The sequence below is a fragment of the Enterobacter cloacae complex sp. XAL002 genome (genome assembly GCF_049236805.1).
Lineage (GTDB): Bacteria > Pseudomonadota > Gammaproteobacteria > Enterobacterales > Enterobacteriaceae > Enterobacter > Enterobacter intestinihominis.
This window is the reverse complement of sequence record NZ_JBMKJN010000021.1, coordinates 1-23,967: the sequence shown is the minus strand read 5'-3', so window position 1 is coordinate 23,967 and position 23,967 is coordinate 1. Positions and strand designations below refer to the sequence as shown.

Genomic DNA, 23,967 nt, shown 5'->3' with positions numbered 1-23,967 from the left:
TGTTGTCCCCTTTCCTGATGAACTTGCCTTTAAAACTATAGTTCAGACAAAGGGAAGCGGGCAGATCATAGGGTGGTTATCACCTTTTCCAGGGTATCCATGGGGACAGGACGAGAGAGGAAATAACCCTGTGCCGCCGCTGCCGGAGAATTTTGCACGTCGCGCCACTCTTCCAGCGTTTCTACGCCTTCCACAATGACGCCCTGGCAATAGCGGTTCATCAGTTGCAGGAGCATCGTAAACAGGTTCCGTCCTTCCGGTGTCTGGCGCAGCATGATAAACAGATCGCGGGCCACTTTGATGTAGTCATAACGCACTTCGCTCAGGGCGGAGAAGTTCGCCATACCGGTACCGAAATCATCCAGCCACAGCGGGCCAAACTCACACATCGAGGCAAATGAGGAGTCCTGCGGCAGCTGAACATGTTCCACCAGCTCGAAGCGCATCCACGGCAAGGTGGCAATCAGCGCCTGCAGCGTCGCATTCTGACGTAACGCCATCAGGGTTGGGCCATCCACGTTCACCGAAGCCAGAATACCGTGCTGCTCGAAGAACGCCTGCTTCGTCGCCAGCATTCTCAACTGCTCTTCCAGCACGTCGATGCGCTGACGCACGGCAACCTCCGCAAAATAGCGGTCCGGCGCGATACGCTGCGAAGGGTTCGATGGATGAGTGACGACCGTTAACACCTCAATTGCCATTAACCGACCGTCAGTACGGTAGATAGGCTGATAGGTGTACGCTCGCTCACATTGCAGCCAGTAGCGATGCTCCTGCAAGTTCTCAATACTTGCCTCAGGCGTAGTGCTCAGCCGCTGGATAACCTGCTCTGACTTCATTTCGGATGTCCTGTTGTATGGGATAGCCTTTCTGGACTCGTCACTGAGTTATCGGCCCGCCAGGTGAGAACTTTATGTTCAATTCAGCGGGAAAATGAAATTAAGATGACAGAAATATGCCGGAACACGCGCTGGCTCAAAAAAAATAATGGAACGTCGTTTTAATATGGTTGACCGTAAAAAACACACAGCGCACACTACCCTTAATTACTCTGTTCAGGTTCACGACTATGTCTAAGAAAATTGCCGTGATTGGCGAATGCATGATTGAGCTGTCCCAGAAAGGCGCGGAAGTCAGCCGCGGTTTTGGCGGCGATACATTGAACACCTCCGTTTACATTGCCCGTCAGGTCGCCCCCGACGCGCTGAGCGTGAGCTACGTTACCGCGCTGGGAACGGACAGCTTCAGCCAGCAGATGCTGGAGGCCTGGCAGGGTGAAAACGTTGAAACTTCGCTGATCCAGCGAATGGAAAACCGTCTGCCGGGTTTGTACTACATCGAAACCGACAGTACCGGCGAGCGCACCTTCTATTACTGGCGTAATGAAGCGGCTGCCAAATTCTGGCTGGAAAGCGATGCCGCCGCTGCGATTTGCGAAGAGCTGGCCACCTTCGATTACCTCTACCTGAGCGGGATCAGCCTGGCGATCCTGAGCCAGCAGAGCCGTGAAAAGCTGCTGTCACTGCTGCGCGAATGCCGTGCCAACGGCGGTAAGGTGATTTTCGATAACAACTACCGTCCGCGCCTCTGGGCCAGCCGTGAAGAGACGCAGCAGGTGTATCAGCAGATGCTGGAATGCACCGATATCGCCTTCCTGACGCTGGACGATGAAGATGCCCTGTGGGGTGAAAAGCCGGTTGATGAGGTCATCGCCCGGACACAGGCCGCTGGGGTCAGCGAAGTGGTGATTAAGCGCGGGGCGGAGTCTTGCCTGGTGGCGGTGGCGGGTGAAGCCGTGAAAGAGGTGCCGGCGGTGAAGCTGGCGAAAGAGAAAGTGATTGATACCACTGCGGCGGGCGATTCTTTCAGCGCGGGGTATCTGGCGGTACGTTTGACGGGAGGTACGCCAGAAGCGGCAGCGCAGCGCGGACACTTGACGGCCAGCACGGTGATTCAGTATCGCGGAGCGATTATTCCGCGCGAGGCGATGCCTGCTTAAGGAATGGGCGGGCTGAGGGTTCCCCACAAATTAATGCGAGCACTGAGCAATCCCCTCGCCCCTCCGGGGAGAGGGTTAGGGTGAGGGGAACATACGGCGGTGGTGGTCATTCCGTTCACTTTATGTTCCATGCTACTCTGTAACGACATGACCGGTGAACGTGCCAGGGTGGCTCAGTCGCCACCACCCTGGCGACCCGGGCTCCCGGCGCATCCCTGTGCCTCGCCCCGGCCTGCAGGAAACGCCTCAGCGATTTACAGCCGGACCAGGGCATCGCTGACAGCCCTCAGTCATTTAGAAAGCAACTTTATTGCTTCTGCATAAAATCCCTCAGCCCACAGGGAGAGGGAACGCAGGGCCTTACTGGCCCTGCGGAATATCGCTCGCATCCTGGTGCAAATCATCGGCCGCCGCCTGTACTGGCTGCGACGGCGTCGCCATGATGGCGTTCCAGGTGGCCTTTAACTCTTTCATGTCATATTCCGGCTCACCTTTCGGCTGCAACAGAATCAACGCCATATCCTGAGACAGCTGCTGCCGCAGATCCTGATTCAGCATCTCCACGGTCAGACCGTTCAGGAAATCCTGACGCAATTTCTGATACTGCTCCGGCGCGATATCCACGACCTGATTCTGTAAGGAGCGAATGCGCTGGCTGATTAAGATATCGGTATCGGCGCGGGCATAGGTGGCAAACAGTTTCTGCAATTCGAGGGATTTCTGCGCCACCAGGGCGTTAAATTCCTCTTCAGACAGGCCCTCTTTACGCACTTTAGCCAGCTCTTTCGCCACCACGCCGAGATTGGCATTCAGCTTATCACCCGGCGATTCGACGTTAATGGCGCACTGGGCGCGCTGGAACAGCACGCGGCAGTCAAAGCCCAGACCAATGTCTTTCACGTTGTTCTTGCTGAGCGTCTGCTGAACATGCCAGAACAGCGCTTCACGCGCCAGGTCCGCACGCCAGTAACGCAACAGCGCCGAGGACTCGCGGATCGGCTGCCAGGCGGTATCCCACATCATCGAAAGACGATCCTGACGCACGGTATCCGTCATGATACTGACCGTCTCAGGGCGCAGCGGGGACAAAGTAGGAACAGGGGCGGGCGTTTCACGCTTCCCTTTTAGATCGCCAAAGGCTTTGTTGATCTGCTCTATCACCGCACGGCTGTCCACGTTGCCCACTACAATGAGGGTCATGGCATCCGGGGTGTACCACTGCTGGTAGAAAGATTTCACCTGCTCTGGATCCACCGGCTGTTTCAGCGGTTCTGCCGGGTCGTGGCCAAGCAGCGTGGACCCTTTCAGGCGGTAGCGCCACCAGCCTTCTTTGGTATCCGTCGGCCAGGTCGCCACCATGTCGCTGTTGCTCAACGCATAGTTTACGGTCTCAGGCGTAATCGCCAGTTTGCCGGTGGCATCGGATAGATAGGTCAGCGCTTCTTTAAGCAGATCGTTACGGTTGTTGGGCAGGCTCAGATTAAACATGGTGTAGTCATAGGAGACCACAGCCGGGGGCAGCGGACGTTTAGGATCGATGGCCTGTTGCCATAAAGAACGCACCTGAACCGCCTGCAAACTGCCGCTCTGGGTGAGCGCCAGTCGAGGAATAAAATGGCTTAAGCCGGTCTGCTGGGTGCTTTCAGTGAGGGAGCCGGTATTCACAGCCAGACGAATTTCAATGCGATCGCTCGGACGTTGCGGAGTGGATAACACCTGCCACTGGAATCCGTTCGCCAGTGTTCCCTGTTGCCAGGCCGGGTCTGGCTGGAGCGCATCTGCCTGCACATAACTGGCTGCTGCCATCATCAGCAAACCGCCGGTTAAGAGTCGAATTTTTGTGCCCTGCATGTGAACCCCTGATCAACATTCCTGGTTAAAGAGAGTGTCTCGCGACGTGAGCACTCAAAGATGACGATGAAAACCTTCCGATTAGACAGCGTGTTCAGCTAAACGTCACGGGCGGAAGCGAAATATACCCAAAAAAATTTTGTCGAAATATGACAGGTATGAGCGGTTATTATGCGCAGGTGCCCGCATCCCCACAAGGGAATACGGGCATTTATGAGGGATTAAGAGGATAAACCGGGGGTTTTGTCCTCAGATGTGCGATTATTCAGCGTATCGTTAAGTTTCTTGTGATCCAGCTCTTTTACCCACTTCGCCACCACAACCGTCGCCACACCATTACCAATCAGGTTGGTTAACGCGCGGGCTTCAGACATAAAGCGGTCGATACCGAGGATCAGGGCCAAACCCGCCACCGGCAGATGGCCAACCGCTGAAATAGTGGCCGCCAGCACGATAAATCCGCTACCCGTTACGCCCGCCGCCCCTTTCGAGGAGAGCAGGAGGACGACCAGCAGCGTAATCTGATGGAAGATATCCATGTGGCTGTTGGTGGCCTGAGCAATAAAGACCGCCGCCATCGTCAGGTAAATCGAGGTGCCGTCCAGGTTAAAGGAGTAGCCCGTAGGAATAACCAGCCCCACCACTGACTTACGGCAGCCCAGCTTTTCCATTTTATCGAGCATACGCGGCAGCGCGGACTCAGAAGAGGATGTGCCGAGGACAATCAGCAGCTCTTCACGAATGTAACGGATAAATTTGAAGATGCTGAAGCCGGTCGCACGAGCGATGGAGCCGAGCACCACCACCACAAACAGAATACAGGTGATGTAGAAGCAGATAATCAGCTGGCCAAGCTGTACCAGCGTGCCGACGCCGTATTTCCCGATGGTGAAGGCCATCGCGCCAAAGGCACCAATCGGGGCCAGACGCATAATCATGTTGATGATGCCGAAGATAACCTGCGAGAAGCTTTCAATGACGTTAAAAATCAGCTGACCTTTGCTGCCAAGACGGTGCAGGGCAAAGCCAAACAGCACGGCAAACAGCAGTACCTGGAGGATATTTCCGCTGGCGAACGCGCCAATCACGCTGCTCGGGATCACGTCCAGCAGGAAGGCAACAATCCCCTGATCTTTCGCCTGTTCAGCGTAAACCGCCACCGCTTTCGCATCCAGCGTGGCCGGGTCAACGTTCATGCCCGCGCCAGGCTGTACCACGTTGACAATAATCAGGCCGATAATCAGCGCGATGGTACTGACAATCTCGAAGTACAGCAGGGCAACCGCCCCCGTACGCCCGACCGCCTTCATGCTTTCCATGCCAGCGATACCGGTCACCACGGTACAGAAGATGACCGGCGCGATGATCATTTTGATGAGCTTAACGAACGCGTCGCCAAGCGGTTTCATTTGCGCGCCCAGCTCCGGGTAGTAGTGACCGAGCAGAATACCGATGGCGATGGCTGTCAGGACCTGGAAGTAAAGACTTTTGAAGAGTGAGGTTTTCATAGGGTGTCCCTGGAAAGAATAACTACAGGCTTTGTAAGGTTATGGTTAACCTGCGGCTTTAAAATAACACCCACATAACAGGACAGAAATAAACGGGGTTCAAATTTGAAACACAAATGTTAAGAACTTTGAGCTGGCTCGCACAAGCCAGCAACAAAATTACACTTTTGCGTTATTGCCAGCGTCGGCGAGATAGCGTCGCTCAAAGGTATCCGTCGGCACGGCGCGGCCAAACAGGAAGCCCTGACCGCTCTCCACACCCGCCGCAGCCAGCCACTCGCGCTGGGCTTCGGCCTCAATACCTTCGGCAGTCACGTGCAGGTTCAGGCTGTGCGCCATCTGGATAATGGCCTGCACCAGGCTGCAATCCTCCGGCAGCCCTTTCACAAAGGTTTTGTCGATTTTCAGGACGTCCACCGGCAGGGTTTTCATGTGCTGGAGCTGACGCAGGCCGGAATACCCCATACCAAAATCGTCAAGCGCAATGCGGATCCCGGCATTACGCAGCGGTTTCAGAATGGCGACAGCGTCGTCAGGATTGTCAATACAACGGCTCTCGGTGACTTCCAGGATCAACGTGTGGGGCTGGATGCGGTAGCGATGGATCAACTCGAGCATATCCGGCACCATAGTCGGGTGCATCAGCTGTAGCGCAGAAAGATTCACCGACAGCGGCAGCGTGATGCCCCGTTGTTGCCAGGCCGCAAGCTGGCGGCACGACTCTTCCAGCACCCAGTATCCGACGGTGACCATCAGGCCGCAGGACTCGATACGTTCGATCATCCCCTCAGGCAGCTCCCACGTGCCGTCCGGCTGCTGCATGCGCAGCAACGCTTCGGCGCTGGTCACTTCACCCGTGCGCAAATCCACCTGCGGCTGTAGCCAGAGCGCAAACTGGCGATTGTCCATCGCCGTCAGAATGTCGCTCTCTTCCGTCAGGCGCTGCTGGGCTTTTTCCATTTGCTCCGGATCAAAGAACTGGATCTGGTTTTTGCCTTTTCGGCGCGCGGTAAACGCTGCTGAGAAAGCCCGACGGTATAACTGCTCGGCGGTCAGACCACCGTAGTACATTGCGATACCAATGCTGGCACTTGGGCGTAGCTGGATACCCTGAATGGGTAGCCGCTCATTTATGACAGTGAGTACTTGCTGACCTAACGTAATAGCGTGCCACGGCTCTTTTACACCGTGCGCAATCACCACCAGGTCATAGCCGCTGACCTGGGTAAGTACCATGCGCGGCGCCAGCACAGATTTGATTTTTTCCACCAGCGTCAGTAATAGCATCTCGCGCTGGCTCTCTTTCAGCACGCCCGTCGTGTCCTGCAAGGTCTCGCAGGCAATCACCATCAGCGCGGTGGTCTGCTGGCGAGCGACGGTCTGCTCCAGCAGGGCCATTAAAAACGCTTTGTTTGGCAGGTCGGAAACCGGGAAACGGGTGGCGTTATTACTGACCTCTTCCTGCTGACGCAGGACACGCTGCTGGTTGATATTGTAACTGCGGACCAGCATGCCGATTTCATCGTCGTGATGCAGACGCGGCAAGGGAAGCTGATGCCCCATATGCTCCTGCGGAGAGAGGTCATTCAGCTCCCGGGCTATGCGGCGCAACGGATGCACAATTAACCGGTTGATGCACCACGTCAGCGCCACGCTCAACATTAAGGTCAAAAGTAAGTAAGTAGTCACTAACGTAGCAACCCAACTCATGACGAATTTATACATGCGGTACGAGTCCGCCTGTAGTACCAGATAGGCCAGCGGCTGCGGGTTAGCCGGTCTTTCCAGGGAATAGAGAGGCAGGGAAATCTGCACCGGCAGTTCAAACAGGCGCATCACCATCATCGGGACGGGACGCTCCGGGATAAAGCTCATCCGCAGCGCCTGGAACTGGTTCGGCAGCACGACGTCGGCGCGGCTCACGATACCGGCGGGCTGAATGCGCTTCAGGATGGATTCCGCCTCGGGGATATCCCCTTTCAGGATCGAGGCCGACAGGGGTTCCCGCACCGAGCGGGCAATACTTTCCAGTTGCGAAGCCGTGTTATAGCGATTCTGCTGTACGGAATGAAACAGCAAAATGACGCAGAAGATGAAGACAAACAGCATTGTGACGGCAGACACCATCGCCATCTGTTTGATCGTTAAGGAACGGCTGACACGCAAAATGACTCTCCACAAAACTCGAAGCGCAGGGCGCACCAGGGCGTAAACCTGGTGCGCCCGAGTATACCCGATAGCTGCACTTTTAAGAGAGACTTACAATTAGATTAAGCAAAAATCCGATCACCAGTCTGCATAAGGCACCAGCGGTTCCGGCGGTAAGTCCATATCACCCTGCCAGCCTGCGGCAGAATACCGAACATAGAGCAGCGCATGGCTCGGGGTATAGTCTTTCGCTTCCTGAATATCGACGCCCAGACCGACAAACCAGTTGGACGTCACACGGCGTTCAACAATCGCCCTTGCGGTATAACCCGTCCCTGACGAGCTACTTCCGGTTCCCATCACACCTTTATCGGTATAACGGCCTGGCTCATTGTCCGGGATCAGCCCCTGCAACGGATAACGCATCACATCTTTTGTTTTTGAATGGGACCATGAGACGGAACCGCCCAGTTCCCATGACCAGTTCTCTGTGCGTTTACGCCAGTTCACCGGTAAGGCGAACGACACATACTCCTGGGGACTGTAGTAACCGCCCTGGCCCAGCGAATAGCCACTTAAATCCTTATCGTAATGCCAGAGCATGTTGGACACACCGACCGTCAGACGCTCGTTGTTCTGATTGATAAGCTTGTAGTAATAGCCGGTCATCCAGCGGACCCGCCAGTTATCTTCGACATTCTTCCCGGTGAGGCTGTCGGCACTCAGGCTTGACCAGATCCCGTTAGCTTCGCCTTTGTCGTAGCTCATGCTCACGCCGCCACCGGTAGCACGCACGCCGCCCCAGGTGGTGTCGGTATTGGGATCTTTTTGCCCGGCGAAGGCCAGCACAGAGCTGGAAATCGGACGACGATGGGCGTTCAGGGTGTAGCCAATCGGCCCCAAGTCGTTGCTGTAGCTCAGGCTGCCCACCACATCGACCACGTCGAAGCCCATCGGCGTTGTACCGATGTCCCACGCCCAGGTTTTGTTCTGCCAGCCGACGGCCACGCTGGCGCCGTTGGCCGACTGGTTCGTGCTGCCGTGACATGGCGTTTCGGCGCAGGTACCCCATGTCGGATCGTAGGTTCCGTTATTGGTGTCAAAGGAACCGGCGTTCATATTGACCAGATCGCTACGGAAGAACATGCGGCCATCCGATAGCGGCGCATCCACCTGGAGCATAGTGGTGTGCGCTTTCAGGTCGGAATAGCCCCCCGTGCCGCTGGATCCCCAGTAGTCGTGTTGCAGCGTGACGTTCAGATCCTGCTGACGATAAAGATCGCCTGCATCGCTGCGCACGCCGCGCTTCAGCCAGTCATCTTTCTCATCGTTACGCGTAAGACGCGTAAAGCTGTCGTTATCGGTCGGACGGGTCGTCGTGATGCCCGATGAGACCATCGCATCTTTCCAGGTTTCCAGCGCCTGCTGAGGCTGGCCGTTTTGCGCCTGGAAACGGGCGGCATCACGCATCACCAGCGCACTTTCCATAGAAGGCGGCTGCGATTTTGCCTGCGGAAGAATGGTGTTGAAGGTCTTTTCTGCCACGGCTGAATCACCCAGACCGGCCTGCGCCATGGCGATCCGGCGCTGCATATTGAGGGAGAGCGGTTCGCCGTTTTGTGCCGCGGGCAGTTTCGCCAGCTCAGCGCGAGCGGCGTCCCTGTTGCCCTGAGCAAGATTGACTTCGGTCAGGCCGAGAATTGCGTCTTCGTTCTGCGGTTCCCGTTGCAGGACGGTGTTGTAGGCGGTTTTCGCGGCCTCGTGATCGCCACGCTGTTCAGCCCAGTCCGCCAGCGTTAAGTCAATACGGGTGGACGGGGGCTGCTGGCGAAGCAGCGCTTCCGCCTCCTGCTCTTTTCCACCGTCGCGCAGGCGGTTGGCGTTTTCCAGCACCTGGTTACTTTGCAGGCGGTCCGCCAGCGCCTGGATGTTGCCGTTCCACTTGTCGCGCGGCAGCGTGTTCAGATGCGCCAGCGCGGCCCGGTCCCGATCGTTACCGGACAGGTACAGCCCGCTGGCGTAAACCTGATCCGGATCGCCCGGTTTCTGGCTTGCCAGCTGACGCATCAGGTTATCCGCCTGGCTGCGCTGACCCGCGCTATACAGATCGCGTGATAGCCGGTAGGTGATCCACACGTCGCCCGGGGAAAGCGCAAGGCGTCGGCGCTGAATTTCTGCGGCCTGCGCATAGTTTCCCTGGCTTTCCAGCTGTTCAGCCTGAGCCGAGAGCTGCTCGTTCGTCAGGCTACGTTCAATATCATCAATGCTGCGGCGCTGGCTGGCAGAGAGCGACTGAATAAACTGCGTCGCCTTCTCCGGAGACTGCTCGCGATAAATATTGGCAAGACCGCGTACCGCGTTGCTGTTGCCGCTGTCCATCCGCAATGCCTGGCGATAATAGCGTTCAGCCGCGTCGTTATCTTTCCGCGCCGCCGCCGCGTCACCCAGCCCCAGGACCGCGTAGCTGTCCGTATTGTCAATGTTGCGCGCCTGCTGATAATAGCGTTCCGCCTGGACTGTCTTGTTGGCTTTCAGGGCGTTATCACCCTGCTGGATCAGCAGCCAGTATCGGTTAACCTTCAGCAGGCTGTCCCATTTGCCCCGGTTGTCGCTCTGCGGATCGAGGGCGATCGCCTTTTCAAACTGCGCAACCGCGCGGGCGCGATCGCCTTTCTGCGAATAGGCCTGCCCCAGCGCGCCTACGGCTTCACTGTCGGCGTGGTTGGCGCTGACTGCTTTCTGCAACTCCGTTACCGCTTTACTGCCCTGCCCGGCATCCACTGCGGCTAACCCTTCGGCTTTGGCGCGAAACGCCGGATCGGCGAGCTGTTTTTGCTGCGCTTCAAGCTGGGCGCGCGCCGCCGTCACGTTATCGCCATCGCTGAACACGCTCAGGTATTGTTGCAGCGCGGTAACGCTGGCGCTGCTGGCCGGCTGATCTTTGATCTGCTGGTACCACATGTCCGACGCCTGACTGCGGCCATTGTTCGATTTGGCCATCTCCTGTAAAACCGCAAACCCTTCATCACGCCGTCCACTCTGGAACAGAAGCTGCGCCAGCGAAGCCTGTAGCGGGGCGTTGCCCGGACTGCTGGCGTTGATTTTCTTCAGCTGATTAATGGCCAGATTGCGGCGGGCAGGCTCTTTCGCCACCACGTTCCAGTACTCCGTCGCGATGTCGCCGCTGGGCGGATTACCGTCAAACAGTTTGTCATACGCGGCAATAGCTTCCTGCGTGTGCCCGGTGGTGGCGAGCAGGCGAGCCTGCTGGAGGGCCTGGCGACCATCCGGCGTGGAGAGCAGCATGGTCGTACGGGAGGACTGGTACGCACTGGAATCGGGTGCCATTCCTTTCAGGCGATCCAGCTCTTTTTGCGCGCCCGCCGTATCCCCCTGTCGTAACAGGTAGCGGAAGCGAGCGGCAATCACGTCCGGGTTGTTGGGGTCGATCAGCTCAAGGCGATAGAGCGACTGGCGCACCAAATCCTCACGCTGGGTGGATTCCCCCAGACGAACCTGTTCCAGCAGCTGTCTCTGCTGCGGGGAGTTGGCGGCCTGGGCCAGGGGCATGAGCGCCAGGCCAAGCGATAAGGCGAGTAGATTTAGTGTGAACGTGCGCATTCCTGGCCCCAATCCGGTAGTAATTCACCTTGCGCGGTGAAACGAAAACGATGCTGATCCCACCCTTGTCCAAAGAGGGTCAGAACGTAGCTGTAATAAGCATTGTTATCGGGAAAACGATCGGCGACACGCTGGCGTTGCACCGCCTGCGCGTCCCGTTCTTGTAAAAATGGAAGCAGGGAGGCAGAAAACCCTACCGGCCCATCTCCGGTACGTTTCCCGGTCGCTACGTCCACTTTTTCCGGCGGTAAGCCTTGTTTGATTGTGGTGGTCGCCATGGGCTTGAAACGCGCCAGTAGCCGGGCTTTTTGCGGATCGTTATCGTTCATCATCCCTACCCACAGATAGACGCGAATCGCATCGTAACTGCCGATCAGGGTCGTATCCTGCTTCAACTGCCAGCCGCCCTTTTTCTGGTATTTCACCCAGTTCGGGGAAAATCCTTTTGGCGCGGTCTCCAGCAGCAGACGCAGGTTGGTTTCACGGAGCGTTGTCCACGGTGCGCCGAAACGGGTGAAATAGCTCGCAAGCTGCGGCGGCAGGTAGCTGGGGTTGAAGCGCCAGACACTCTCTTCGGCAAAACCGACTTTACCCGGCAGCAGCATAGAACCCAGCCCCGGCACCTTCACCACTTCCTCACTGGCAATGCGCGTCAACAGCGCCTTACCCGTGCGCGTGTAATCGGGATTTTTCCACAGCCGCCCGGCTTCCAGCAGCGACCAGGCTATCCAGATATCGGCATCGGACGCGGAGTTAGGGTCGATAACCGCCCAGGTGTTGTCGTCCTTTTTTCCCCATAGCCACGCCGGGAGATGTTGGGCTAAATCCCCCTCGGCAAGGTTATCGCGCGTCCATGTCAGCAGCAGATCAAACGTCTTGCGATCGTTTGCTGCCAGGGCAAAGAACAGTCCGTAGCTTTGCCCTTCGGAGGTGGTGATTTTGCGCGCGTCACTGGGATCAATGACGCGCCCACTTTCGCTCATATAATCCTGCTTGAACGTCTCCCAGGCAGGCCAGCGACAGGCGGCATGCAGATTCGCCGCCGCCAGCATCAACGCTGCGACTACACACCCGCGAAAGATTTTCATCACGGCTTACTCATGGTCCGGGTTAAGACGACGACGGCTGATGATTCGCAGCAGACGCCACAATACCCACGCCAGCAATACAACGCTGAGCGCAGCCAGCACGGCCAGCAGCACCGGGTGGTTAGAGAGGGCGTACCACAGGCGTTCGAACCACGGCAGATGACCGACGTAGTAGACATCCCCCACGCGCAGGCTGTTTACCCCCGACTCACGGATCACCGAGACGGAACCGAACATTGCCGCCCGTTTACCGCTGTCGTTCATGGCCGTGTTGAGCAGCTCATAGCCGCGCGGGCTGTCCGCCAGCAGGGCGATCACGCTGCGCTGGTCGTTATACGGAGACTGGAAACCGACAATCGCAGCCATCGGACCCGTTGAGCTTACGGTCGTCCTGATATTGGCCTGACGATCGCCGCTGTCCGGCATGATGCTTGGGAACTCGGTCTGACGCAGCGGCGTGTTGACCCATGACTGAGCCGCCTGCACCAGCAGATCGACGCGCTTCTCGTCTTTCAGCTTGTCCGGAATGTTGCCGATGACCATGATATCGGCATCTTTGTTCTGGATCTGGCTACCGTCATCCGTCACCGTCACGTTGATAGCCGGTAAGCCGGTTTGCGCCCCGACGGTGCCCATGGTGTCCAGCAGCGTGGCAACCTGGCCTTCGTTGGCCGCTTTTGGCATCACGACAATCGATTCAGAGAGATCAGCCATGCGGCTGAACGGGAAACTGGCGTTAGCAAACGCACGCAGATCCGGCATCGCGATAAAGTGGTAATACTTCGAGAAGTCGATTGTGGAATCATCACCAATCACCACGTGGTTTTGCACCGGCTGGAAGGTAATACAGTTTTCCACCGATCCACCCGGCATCGGGTTCATGTACTGGAAGTTAAACCGCAGCTGGTTCACCGCACCGAGCTTCAGCGCCGGGATCGACACATCGGTTTTGCCATCCAGCAGCCCCTGCAATACAGGCAGACGAAGCATCAACCGGTTTGTCTCCTGGCTGCTGGTCAGGCTGAAGGATTGCAGGAACTGGTTGTTGAGGCTGATATCCATGCGCGAGCTGTCTTTGGTTACCGGCGCGGTGTAACGGTAGTTCAGGTTGATATCAATACCGTTGGTGCGCAGCAGATAGAGATCCGGCGGCAGGTTCAGCGACAGGCTGACAGGAGAAGGTTCAAGCCCGGTTGACTGCAATTGCTCTTCATAGGTTTTCAGCTCGCCGAAGGTAATCGCGCGGTCGGTGCGGACCCAGTTCGGCGCATCATAAGGCTTACGTGCCAGCAGCGGTTTCACCTCATCCACCACGACGCTATTACCGCGGAACAGGATATTGCCCTGCGCAATGCCTTTTGCCGCCTGCACAAGATCTTTATCATCACGCCCGAAGATCACCAGCAGCTTCACGTACGGATTGTCGGGATGGCTGATCATCTCGATGGTGGGCGCTTTCACCTCTGGATGGTCCCGCAGGAATGCCGGGCGTTTGGCGTTGGTGGCAAACACAATCGCGTTTTTGTCCGGCATTTTGTCGTACATAACCGGGAAACTCTGGCCACGCCAGCCGGAGCGGGAACCAAACCAGGATGCCACGATAGAGGCCGCCAGCTGTTCGGTCACATCAGGAGAGCCCGCAAACACTATTGGCAGGTTCAGTGGACGGTTATCACGCGGGTCGAAGAACGGCACCGGGAAGGCGGAGAGATCGTTTTTCAACGCCAGCGGCTGATAGGTCATCTGAAGCGAAGAGTTACGACCAACATCCAGCCACAGGGTGCTGCTGGCCGGGTTTTCACAGACATCGCGGTAATGGCCGACAAATTCCAGACGCACGCGGTTAAAGTCGGTGATAAACAGCGGGTTAATCGGCACCTGAGCCAGGGTTTTCTTACCCAGTTGCTCTTTGGTGACGGGCAGGACGTCCATCAGCTCATCATTCAGATAGACCTTAAGCTGGGATTGCACCGGCAGCAGCGACGGCGATGGCGTGTATTCCAGGTTGAGCATCGCTTTCGACACGACTTCATCGCTACGCATACCGAATTCGACACCGCCATTTGGGTTGATGCCGCGCAGAACCATGCTGCCCGGAGGAGGCGCGATCTGGGCGAACGTCAGCTTAACGTCACGCGACGGCGTATTTTCCGCAACCACCGGTGCACTGGCTCCCGGCACGCCAGGCATAACCTGCCCAACCACCGGGTTGTCGGCGGGCAGCGTATTCCCCGTCGTCGGCTGATTCGGGACGACGTTTTCCGTCTGCCCCGGCGCCGCCGTCACTACCGGATCGGTCGCTTGCGCGACGACAGGCACCGTTGGCGCGGGTGTGGTCGCTGCGTTATCAGGCGCCGCGTTAGCCACTGTTGCAGGGAGCGCACTCATCCCCATTGCCACTGCACATAACCAGGAAAGTTTTGTTTTCATCGCGTTATCATCATTGTTGAGCCATAACCGGGTCCGCCTGCTTCGCTTCATCTCGCTCAGGTCGACGCGGAATGAACGACACGACCCAGGAAACCAGTGAAGTAAGTGACCGGAAAATTAATTTCACCGACGACGGGGCAAATTCTGCAAGGTGACGATAGCCACGGAACCCCAGCTTAAGAATATCCAGCAGGCTTTCCAGAGGCTTATCCTCAGGGAAGCTGTCCTGCCAGAGAGCCCACGTATCCGCGCGGGCAAACGTACACTGCACAAAATCAATGTGTTGCTTTTTAGTCAGCGGCATCAGTTGCAGACCCACTTCATTTCCTCTCACACGCACCACCTGCGTCGGGAAGACATACTCCTGCTGGCCGCGCTTAAGCAATAGGTTGACCTTCTGCCCCTCAAGCACCTTCGCCTGACCGTTGATCTTGATACCCAGACCGCCATCCGAAAAGTCATGTACGGTACAGGAGAAGAGATGTCCATCGTCGCGGGCAATGGCCGCTGGCATGCTGATTTCGACGCGATGCGCGCGGCGAACCTGTTTACTCTCCACTGATACCGCCACCGCGCCACCGAGGATAATCAGGTTATAAAACACCCACGCCATACTCACGAAGACCGTCAGAATTTCGTTTTCCGGACCGTAAAAGTAGCGCCAGACCCCAACAATCACGCCTACAATATTCAGCAGCACCAGGAAGATATAGGGCCGGGAGATCACCCAGTCGACATACTCCTCTTCCACCAGCCCGCCCTTCGCGGTGACGTTGAATTTCCCTTTATGCGGGTTAATCAGCGCCACCATGGTTGGCGGCGCGATATACCAGGCCAGCACCGTTTCGTAGATTTCACTCCAGAACGAATGGCGATATTTCCCCTGAATCTTCGAGTTCGTCAGGCTGGCGTGGATCATGTGCGGCAGAACGAACAGGGCAATCATCAGCGCAGGCGCATAGATGATGTAAGCGTGAAGAAGCAGGAACGCCAGCGGCGCAGTGAGGAAGATAAGCCGTGGAATACCCGACAGGAAGTGGAACATGGCGTTGACGTAGCACAGCCGTTGCGCCAGTTTCAGTCCTTTACCCATCAGCGGGTTATCGAGGCGGAAAATTTGCACCATGCCGCGCGCCCAGCGAATACGCTGGCCGATATGCGCCGACAGGGATTCCGTGGCCAGCCCCGCCGCCTGAGGAATGCGCATGTAGGCGGAGGTATAGCCAAGACGGTGCAGACGCAGCGAAGTGTGCGCATCTTCCGTGACCGTCTCGACGGCGATCCCGCCAATTTCATCCAGCGGTTTACGGCGGATCACCGCACAGGAGCCGCAGAAGAACGTTGCGTCCCACATGTCGTTCCCGTCCTGCACCAGACCATAGAACAGTGTGCCCTCGTTCGGGGTTTTACGAAAACGACCAAGGTTACGTTCAAACGGATCCGGCGAGAAGAAGTGGTGCGGCGTCTGCATCATCGCCAGCTCTTTCTCCTTCAGGAACCAGCCCATGGTCATTTGCAGGAACGAGCGCGTTGGCACGTGGTCGCAGTCGAAAATAGAGACGAACTCCCCTTTGGCATATTTCAGCGCATTGTTGATGTTACCGGCCTTAGCGTGTTCATGCGTGGTACGGGCGATGTACTCGACCCCTACTTCGTCCGCGAACTGGCGGAACTCGGCGCGGCCACCGTCATCGAGGATCCAGATTTTGATTTTATCCTTCGGCCAGTCGATACCCAGCGCGGCGTAAATGGTGTTTTTCACCACCGACAGGTCTTCGTTGTAGGTCGGCACGAAGAGGTCCACCGTTGGCCACTGGGTCGTGTCTTTTGGCAGCGGCACCGGCTGTCGATTCAGCGGCCAGATAACCTGGAAGTAACCCAGCACCAGCACGATCCAGGCGTAGGTCTCAGCAAACAGCAGCACTAACCCACACACCAGGCTGACCGGATCGTCCCAGTTCAGCGTTGAGGTATATCGCCATCAGATGTAGCGGCAGGAAACGGTCAGCGACAGCACGATCAGCATCAGGGCAGAAAAACGCCCCGGAATGCGCCGCACCAGCAGCGCCACGCCCCACAGCAGGATCAGGAAGGTAAACTGTGCCAGCGGGTTGAAGGGCTGGGTAATACAGACCAGCGCCAGTATGAGCGAGAACACCACCACCACGCCGAGAATAAAACGCCGTAAGCCCGGGTGAAGGTGCCCGAGCTCTTTGTGATTATCTAAATGACCTGTTCTATCGCCAACCCGGTCGGGTAGCCGGTTAAGCCACTGGTGATAGTGTTCACGTAAGTTCTGCACGCGATCGAAGCTGCGCCAGCGTGACGTTTTTTTCTCCGCACCCGTTGAGGTCGCCAGAAGCCAGATGGACTGTATAGCGTAGCGCGCGGGATCGAGCGGACGCGGCTTGTCAGGGTTGATATGCGGATAGAGTTCACCGTGGCGCGCACGAATACGTTGCCAGCGTGGATGTTCGAGGGGGATGAACATCCACGCCAGAATCATCCATAAGCAGCCCAGCGCAGCGCTCAGCGATGAGGCGCCGTGATGACGGTAATGGCGGTAGCGTTCACTTAAGCGCGAACTGACCGGCGGGATGAGCAACCAGTTGGTCAGGCGGCTCATACTGAACTCCCGGCAGGCTCCGGCCGTTTAGCAAAGTGCAGCAGACACCAGTTGGCCAGCGTCAGGATCTCTTCTGCCGCCAGTGAATCACTACGGTACTCCCCAAGCGGTTGTTTGGAAGCGAGGCACTCCGCCATCGCTTCGTCACGATGAATAACCATTGGCAACAGGCGGCGCTGACTCTGGAGCCAGACCTGGTACAGATCGTCCTGGATCTGGCTGCCAATGCGCAGATCGTTAATCAGAATATGGGCATTGGCAGGCATTGCCTGTTGATGCAGACGGATATGACAATTCGCATCTACATTCGCAATGGAGAGCACATGGTCGCACTGCGCCAGAAGCTGGCGGGTCAGCGACGCGGCGCCGTGCGGCAGGTCCAGCAGGATCCACTGATAGTGTCCGCTCTCTTTCAGACTCTGCAAAGCGGTGGTGAAGCGAGAGAACAGGCGCTGAAACGCAGCTTCATTCCCGCGTTCGGTTTCCGTCATCTGACCAAAGGGAAGCAAATCGAGCTGGGAGGTATAGCGCAAACCCGCATCTCGCCAGTCTTTATCGTCCAGAAGCGCGCGCCCCCAGCCGTTTTCATGCGTAAAGTCGACATTGAATGACATGCGCAGCAAATTATCGGAGCAGGCATCAATAACCAGTACTGATTCACCTAAAACCTGTAATGACCACGCCAGCGCCGCGGTTACGGAAGTTGTACCCACTCCACCACGGACGCCCTGTAATCCTAGTACGGCCATCAATGGCTTCCTTATTGTTGTTGGGCAAACTCAGCTAATAACGGCCAACGTTTAATAGCCGCAGCCAACTGTTCCCGCTGGGAAATATCGGTGTAATCTATTTCAGGCAATGAAAAAGCCTGCGTGAGCGCCAGAAAATCGTTTTGGAATGTGTAACCCAGGCTTGGGTCGACTGGAGTTGCGGGTTCGTTATTTTGCATTCTTATTTCATCCCTTTGAGTAAAATCATAAGATTCAGATGCAGCGAGGCGTCCTGCCCACGAAATTTCATTTACATGCTAAATCTGATGTTCTTTAATTTCAATGTTAGGTTTATTTCTACGCTTTCGCTAGTAAACTGAGAGACATAGAAATTCGACGAAAAGAGGGACACCGTGGACTCCATATTTTCTATTGGCATCCAGTCATTATGGGACGAATTGCGCCACATGCCAGTCGGAGGAGTCTGGTGGGTTAATACGGATCGTAATGAAGATGCCATCAGTCTGGTAAACCAGACGATAGCGGCGCAGGGTAAGGATTACCGCGTGGCCGTCATTACGATGGGCGATGAGCCAAAGTCAATCATCAGGCTCGAAACTGACCGTGGACCCCAGACAGTACGATTATTTTCCATGCCAGCGGAGGCCGACAGTTTATACTTTTTGCCCCGCGATATTCAGTGCTCTATTGTTCCTGAACACTATTTACTGATTCTTAAATGTTCTCAAAACGGTCTACAAAATATCCCGTCTGAAAAACTGCTGAAATGGCTGGGAAGAATCAGCAGATGGGCAAAAAATCAAAATTGCACCTTATTGGTTGTTAACCCGGGCAGTAATAACGACAAACTTTTTTCACTTTTAATGAGTGAATACCGTTTCCTCTATGGCCTGGCCAGTATTCGTGTCCAGACTGACAGCCATCTTTACGACGTGGCTTTCTGGTGCAATGAAAAAGGGGTGAGCTCCCGACAGCAGCTTACCCTCAAAAATGTCGGGGACGAGTGGCATCTTGCTCAACAGGAAGAGACGGTGGTTCAGCCACGCAGTGATGAAAAGCGCGTTCTGAGTCATATTGCGGTACTGGAAGGTGCGCCTGCACTGTCTGAGCATTGGTCACTGTTCGAAACTAACGAGGCCTTATTTGATGAGGCGCGCACCACGCAGGCGGCGACCATTATCTTCTCGTTGATCCAGAATAACCAAATCGAAACGCTGGCACGGCACATTCACACATTACGTCGCCAGCGCGGCAGCGCGTTAAAAATCGTGGTACGTGAAAATAATACCAGCCTGCGCGCCACCGATGAGCGCTTATTACTGGGCTGCGGCGCGAATATGGTCATTCCCTGGAATGCTCCCCTGTCGCGCTGTCTGACGCTGATCGAAAGCATTCAGGGCCAGCAGTTTAATCGATATGTTCCGGAAGATATCAGCACCCTGCTTTCAATGACGCAGCCGATGAAACTGCGCGGCTACCAGAAATGGGACACCTTCTGCGATGCGGTGGGCAACATGATGAGCAATACGCTTTTACCGGCAGACGGAAAAGGGGTGATGGTTGCCCTGCGTCCTGTGCCGGGCATTCGCGTTGAGCAGGCGCTCACCTTGTGCCGCCCTAATCGTATCGGGGATATCATGACCATTGGCGATAATCGCCTGGTGCTGTTCCTCTCCTTCTGTCGGGTGAACGATCTGGATACCGCCCTGAACCATATCTTCCCGCTGCCTACCGGGGATATTTTCTCGAACCGCATGGTCTGGTTTGAAGATAATTTGATCAGCGCTGAGCTTGTCCAGATGCGAGCCCTGGCACCTGAAAAATGGGCCAAACCGTTGCCTGTAACAAGTGGTGCCAAACCGGTTCTGAACGCGAAACATGATGGGCACGTATGGCGTCGGGTTCCTGAGCCGCTACGCTTAATGGATGAGAACAAGGAGAGCGTTCCATTATGAATATCAGCGATATCATCCAACTGGTTGTTCTGTGCGCGCTGATTTTTTTGCCGCTTGGCTACTATGCACGCCATTCCCTGCGCCGTATTCGCGATACGATCAGATTACTGTTCGTCAAACCTCGCTATATTAAACCCGCCGGAACACTGACTCGCGCTTCAAACGTCAAGGCAAACCGAAAACATGACTAATTCTACCTATACCTCTTCGGCGCCATCGCCACTCTGGCAATACTGGCGCGGTCTGTCCGGCTGGAATTTCTACTTTCTGGTGAAGTTTGGTCTGCTGTGGGCAGGCTATCTTAATTTCCACCCGCTGCTTAATCTGGTGTTTATGGCATTCCTGCTGATGCCAATCCCGAACCTCAGGCTGCACCGTATACGTCACTGGATTGCTATCCCTATCGGTTTCGCCCTGTTCTGGCATGATACCTGGCTACCCGGCCCCGAAAGCATTATGAGCCAGGGCTCCCAGGTCGCAGGTTTCAGTGCGGACTATATGCTCGATCTGGTTGAGCGCTTTATTAACTGGCAGATGATTGGCGCGGTATTTGTCCTGCTGGTTGCCTGGCTGTTCCTGTCTCAGTGGATCCGGGTGACGGTGTTTGTCGTCGCGATTATGATCTGGCTAAACGTCCTGACGCTGACGGGCCCGAGCTTCTCACTGTGGCCAGCCGGTCAGCCGACGACAACCGTAACCACCACGGGCGGTTCCGCCGCCGCTACCGTCGCAACAGCAGGGGATACGCCTGTGGTTGGGGATATTCCAGCGCAGACGGCGCCGCCGACATCTACGAACCTGAACGCGTGGCTCTCCAGTTTTTACGCTGCGGAAGATAAGCGTCAGACGAAATTCCCGGACGCGCTGCCTGCCGATGCTCAGCCGTTTGAGTTGCTGGTCATTAACATCTGTTCTCTGTCCTGGGCTGACGTTGATGCGGCTGGTTTGATGTCGCACCCGCTGTGGTCGCATTTCGATATTCAGTTCAAAGACTTCAACTCGGCCACGTCGTACAGCGGCCCAGCGGCTATCCGCCTACTGCGCGCGAGCTGTGGGCAGCCCTCGCATAAGAACCTCTACCAGCCGGCAGCTAACCAGTGTTACCTGTTTGATAACCTGGCAAAACTGGGCTTTACCCAACACCTGATGATGGGCCATAACGGTCAGTTCGGTAACTTCCTGAAAGAAGTGCGTGAACAGGGTGGCATGCAGGCCCCGCTGATGGACCAGAAAGGGCTGCCAGTGACGTTACTGGGCTTCGATGGCTCGCCGGTCTATGACGATACCGCCGTACTTCAGCGCTGGTTCGACACCGTCGGTAAAGAGGAAGGGACGCGTAGCGCGACGTTCTATAATACGCTGCCGCTTCACGACGGGAACCATTATCCCGGCGTAAGTAAAACGGCCGATTATAAGGCCCGTGCGCAGAAGTTCTTCGACGAGCTGAACGCGTTCTTCAACGAGCTGGAAAAATCAGGCCGTAAAGTGATGGTGGTGGTGGTCCCGGAACATGGTGGAGCGCTGAAAGGCGACAGGATGCAGGTGTCTGGTCTGCGCGATATCCCAAGCCCGTCCATCACAAACGTTCCGGCCGGGATTAAGTTCTTTGGCATGAAGGCACCGCATCAGGGCGCGCCAGTTGAGATCACCCAGCCAAGCAGCTATCTGGCCATCTCGGAACTGGTTGCTCGCGCTGTAGACGGTAAGCTGTTTGTGGAAGATAGCGTGAACTGGGATCAGCTCACCAGCGGGCTGCCGCAGACGGCGGAGGTATCGGAAAACGCCAATGCGGTGGTGATCCAGTATCAGAATAAGCCTTATGTCCGGCTGAATGCCGGGGATTGGGTGCCGTATCCGCAGTGACCTGCAACACCCTCTCCCCCTGTGGGGAGAGGGTTACTCTGCACTTCGTAATGAAATTTCACCGCCCACCCAGGGCTTAATCACGCCATCCTGTTCAAGCAGCAACGCGCCCTGCGCGTCAATGCCGCGTGATGTGCCGTAAATCTCTTTATCCCCAATCAGCAGCTTCACCGGTCGGTTAATAAAGTTATCCAGCTTTTCCCAGCGGGACAGGAATGGCGCTAACCCCTCTTGTTCAAAGAGCGTCAGAGAACTACGCAACTCATTGATCATGCGGACGGCAAGCGTATTGCGATCGATGGTGATCCCCGCTTCCTGTAGGTTGGTCCAGGCCTGGTTCACGACATCGTTCTGCACGTTTCGCATCACCATGTTCAGCCCCGCCCCAATGACGATCTGTGCGGCATCGCCTGTTTTTCCCGTCAGTTCGACCAGGATCCCCGCCAGCTTTCGATCGTTGAGATACAGATCGTTGGGCCATTTTACCCGCACCTGATCGGCACCCAGATCGTGCAGCACTTCTGCCATCACAATGCCGATGACCAGGCTCAGCCCGATGGCCGCAGCTGGCCCCTGTTCAAGCCGCCAGTACATGGAAAGGTATAGGTTGGCACCAAATGGCGAAAACCACTTACGCCCCCGGCGGCCACGTCCTGCCTGTTGGTACTCGGCAACGCAGGCATCACCGGATTTCAGCTCGCTCAGGCGATCCAGCAGATACTGGTTCGTCGAATCAATGACCGGCAATACCGCGACGTTACCGTGTCCAATCTGGCTGCGGATGATCTCTTCATTCAGTAACTGGATTGGTTCCGGCAGGCTGTAGCCTTTTCCCGGCACCGTAAACACATCCACGCCCCAGTCGCGGAGCGTTTGAATATGTTTATTGATGGCAGCGCGGCTCATGCCCAGCTGTTCGCCCAGCTGCTCGCCAGAATGAAACTCGCCATCAGCAAGAATACCGATGAGAGTTAACGGAATAGTATTGTCCTTCACGCAATGGTCTCCACGGCATTCACTTCGCCCGTTCGGCCAATAAAGCGAACTTCAGGCTCCAGCCAGACGTTGAATTTTTCGCCCACGCGCTGGCGAACATGATGCGCCAGGTTGACGACATCCTCACTTGTCGCGTTGGACTGGTTGATCAGTACCAGCGCCTGCTGACGATGAACAGCAGCGCCACCAAGCGTAGTACCTTTTAATTCACATTGATCGATAAGCCAGCCTGCGGCCAGCTTCACGCTGCCATCCGCCTGAGGATAATGCGGGGCCGTTGGCCAGCCGGCGAGAAACGCTTTCGCATTTTCGCTGCCGATCACCGGATTTTTGAAGAAACTGCCCGCATTTCCATTCACTTTCGGGTCCGGCAGTTTGGTCCTTCGCATGTGGCAAACGGAATCAAAAACCTCACGCGGTGTGACGGTAGCCGGATCGAGACGGGCCAGATCGCCGTAAGTCAGAACGGGTTTCCATGCTTTCGCCAGACGCAGGCCAACGGCCACAATGACGAAACGATCCTGATAGTCGTGCTTGAAAATGCTGTCGCGATAGCCAAAGCGGCACTGCTCTGCGGTCAGGCGCTTCGCCGTTCCGGTCGCGAGTTCGATGCAGTCGACATATTCGCAGACGTGTTTCAGTTCGATGCCGTAGGCACCGATGTTTTGAATAGGAGATGATCCTGCACAGCCCGGGATGAGGGCCAGGTTTTCCAGTCCGGGCATCCCTTTTTCAAGGGTATATTGCACCAGATGGTGCCAGTTTTCGCCAGCACCCACGTGTAAATGCCAGCTGTCAGCGCTCTCTTTACGCTCAATCCCCATGATGCGATTAACGATTACCGTCCCCGCAAAATCATCGAGAAACAGGACATTACTTCCTTCGCCCAGAATAAGTACGGGTTCACCGTTTTCTGTTGCGTTTTGCCAGGCATTCAGCAACTGCTGAGCACTGTCGGCACGTACAATTTGATTAGCATTCCGTTGAATACCAAAGGTATTCCAGGGCTTAAGGGAGTGATTCATAGACGCTATCCTGATGCAAAAACCGGGATAGTTTACCGTATATACGAAGGGATGGGTGATTAGTTTATGGAAAGGAAGCAGGTGCAGAAACGCAAAAAGGCCATCCTTGCGGATGGCCTCTTCACT

15 protein-coding genes and 1 pseudogene are annotated in these 23,967 nt (G+C 56.1%); 4 read left to right on the top strand and 12 right to left on the bottom strand.

The features are described 5' to 3' along the window. Positions 1-65: 65 nt before the first annotated feature. Complete coding sequence (gene pdeH, locus ACOT0L_RS18035) at positions 66-839, bottom strand: cyclic-guanylate-specific phosphodiesterase (RefSeq protein WP_015571521.1); 774 nt, start codon at positions 837-839, stop codon at positions 66-68. Between the two features lie 230 nt (positions 840-1,069). On the opposite strand from pdeH, the gene ACOT0L_RS18030 reads away from it, so the two are divergent. Next, positions 1,070-1,999, top strand: coding sequence for a sugar kinase (locus tag ACOT0L_RS18030; protein ID WP_063148101.1), 930 nt, complete (start codon positions 1,070-1,072; stop codon positions 1,997-1,999). A 360-nt stretch (positions 2,000-2,359) separates the two neighbouring features. On the opposite strand, the gene ACOT0L_RS18025 is transcribed toward ACOT0L_RS18030, so the two are convergent. The 9 genes and pseudogenes from ACOT0L_RS18025 to bcsR form a co-directional block, all read right to left on the bottom strand. Beyond that, positions 2,360-3,850 carry a M16 family metallopeptidase gene (locus ACOT0L_RS18025; protein ID WP_022649723.1) on the bottom strand — a complete coding sequence of 497 codons (1,491 nt, stop codon included), beginning with the start codon at positions 3,848-3,850 and terminating at the stop codon, positions 2,360-2,362. Between the two features lie 221 nt (positions 3,851-4,071). After that, positions 4,072-5,358 carry a C4-dicarboxylate transporter DctC gene (dctA, locus tag ACOT0L_RS18020; protein ID WP_022649724.1) on the bottom strand — a complete coding sequence of 429 codons (1,287 nt, stop codon included), beginning with the start codon at positions 5,356-5,358 and terminating at the stop codon, positions 4,072-4,074. A gap of 159 nt (positions 5,359-5,517) precedes the next feature. Further along, complete coding sequence (gene hmsP / locus ACOT0L_RS18015; protein WP_023307153.1) at positions 5,518-7,524, bottom strand: biofilm formation regulator HmsP; 2,007 nt, start codon at positions 7,522-7,524, stop codon at positions 5,518-5,520. Positions 7,525-7,644: 120 nt separating this feature from the next. After that, positions 7,645-11,127, bottom strand: a complete 3,483-nt coding sequence (bcsC, locus tag ACOT0L_RS18010; RefSeq protein ID WP_126504376.1) for a cellulose synthase complex outer membrane protein BcsC — start codon at positions 11,125-11,127, stop codon at positions 7,645-7,647. Beyond that, on the bottom strand, positions 11,109-12,215 hold the full coding sequence (gene bcsZ, locus ACOT0L_RS18005; RefSeq protein ID WP_045622444.1) for a cellulose synthase complex periplasmic endoglucanase BcsZ: 1,107 nt from the start codon (positions 12,213-12,215) through the stop codon (positions 11,109-11,111). Before bcsZ ends, bcsC begins: the two co-directional genes overlap by 19 nt. A 6-nt stretch (positions 12,216-12,221) precedes the next feature. Continuing rightward, the gene (bcsB, locus tag ACOT0L_RS18000) at positions 12,222-14,645 is read right to left on the bottom strand and encodes a cellulose biosynthesis cyclic di-GMP-binding regulatory protein BcsB (protein ID WP_126504374.1); all 2,424 of its coding nucleotides are present in this window, start codon (positions 14,643-14,645) and stop codon (positions 12,222-12,224) included. A 10-nt stretch (positions 14,646-14,655) separates the two neighbouring features. Beyond that, positions 14,656-17,271, bottom strand: a pseudogene (bcsA, locus tag ACOT0L_RS17995) (UDP-forming cellulose synthase catalytic subunit). Next, entirely contained in the window at positions 17,268-18,020 is a 753-nt protein-coding gene (gene bcsQ, locus ACOT0L_RS17990) for a cellulose biosynthesis protein BcsQ (protein WP_023307157.1), read from the bottom strand. The pseudogene bcsA and the gene bcsQ overlap by 4 nt, the downstream one beginning before the upstream one ends. An 11-nt stretch (positions 18,021-18,031) precedes the next feature. Next, positions 18,032-18,220 (bottom strand): cellulose biosynthesis protein BcsR, encoded by a 189-nt coding sequence (bcsR, locus tag ACOT0L_RS17985; protein WP_022649731.1) that lies wholly within the window; start codon positions 18,218-18,220, stop codon positions 18,032-18,034. Positions 18,221-18,394: 174 nt separating this feature from the next. Between bcsR and bcsE the strand changes: the two genes are divergently transcribed. From bcsE to bcsG, 3 genes are read left to right on the top strand one after another with little or no spacing between them, the layout of a single operon-like run. After that, positions 18,395-19,957, top strand: coding sequence for a cellulose biosynthesis c-di-GMP-binding protein BcsE (gene bcsE / locus ACOT0L_RS17980; RefSeq protein WP_045309207.1), 1,563 nt, complete (start codon positions 18,395-18,397; stop codon positions 19,955-19,957). After that, entirely contained in the window at positions 19,954-20,148 is a 195-nt protein-coding gene (gene bcsF, locus ACOT0L_RS17975) for a cellulose biosynthesis protein BcsF (protein WP_022649733.1), read from the top strand. Before bcsE ends, bcsF begins: the two co-directional genes overlap by 4 nt. Next, positions 20,141-21,820, top strand: a complete 1,680-nt coding sequence (bcsG, locus tag ACOT0L_RS17970; protein ID WP_023298844.1) for a cellulose biosynthesis protein BcsG — start codon at positions 20,141-20,143, stop codon at positions 21,818-21,820. The genes bcsF and bcsG overlap by 8 nt, the downstream gene beginning before the upstream one ends. 33 nt (positions 21,821-21,853) lie before the next feature. On the opposite strand, the gene birA is transcribed toward bcsG, so the two are convergent. Continuing rightward, positions 21,854-22,816: a bifunctional biotin--[acetyl-CoA-carboxylase] ligase/biotin operon repressor BirA gene (gene birA / locus ACOT0L_RS17965; RefSeq protein ID WP_003861169.1), complete on the bottom strand. Its 963-nt coding sequence runs from the start codon at positions 22,814-22,816 to the stop codon at positions 21,854-21,856. Further along, a complete protein-coding gene (gene murB / locus ACOT0L_RS17960; RefSeq protein ID WP_126504372.1) occupies positions 22,813-23,841 on the bottom strand; it encodes a UDP-N-acetylmuramate dehydrogenase in 1,029 nt (342 codons plus the stop codon). The genes birA and murB overlap by 4 nt, the downstream gene beginning before the upstream one ends. Between the last annotated feature and the right edge of the window lie 126 nt (positions 23,842-23,967).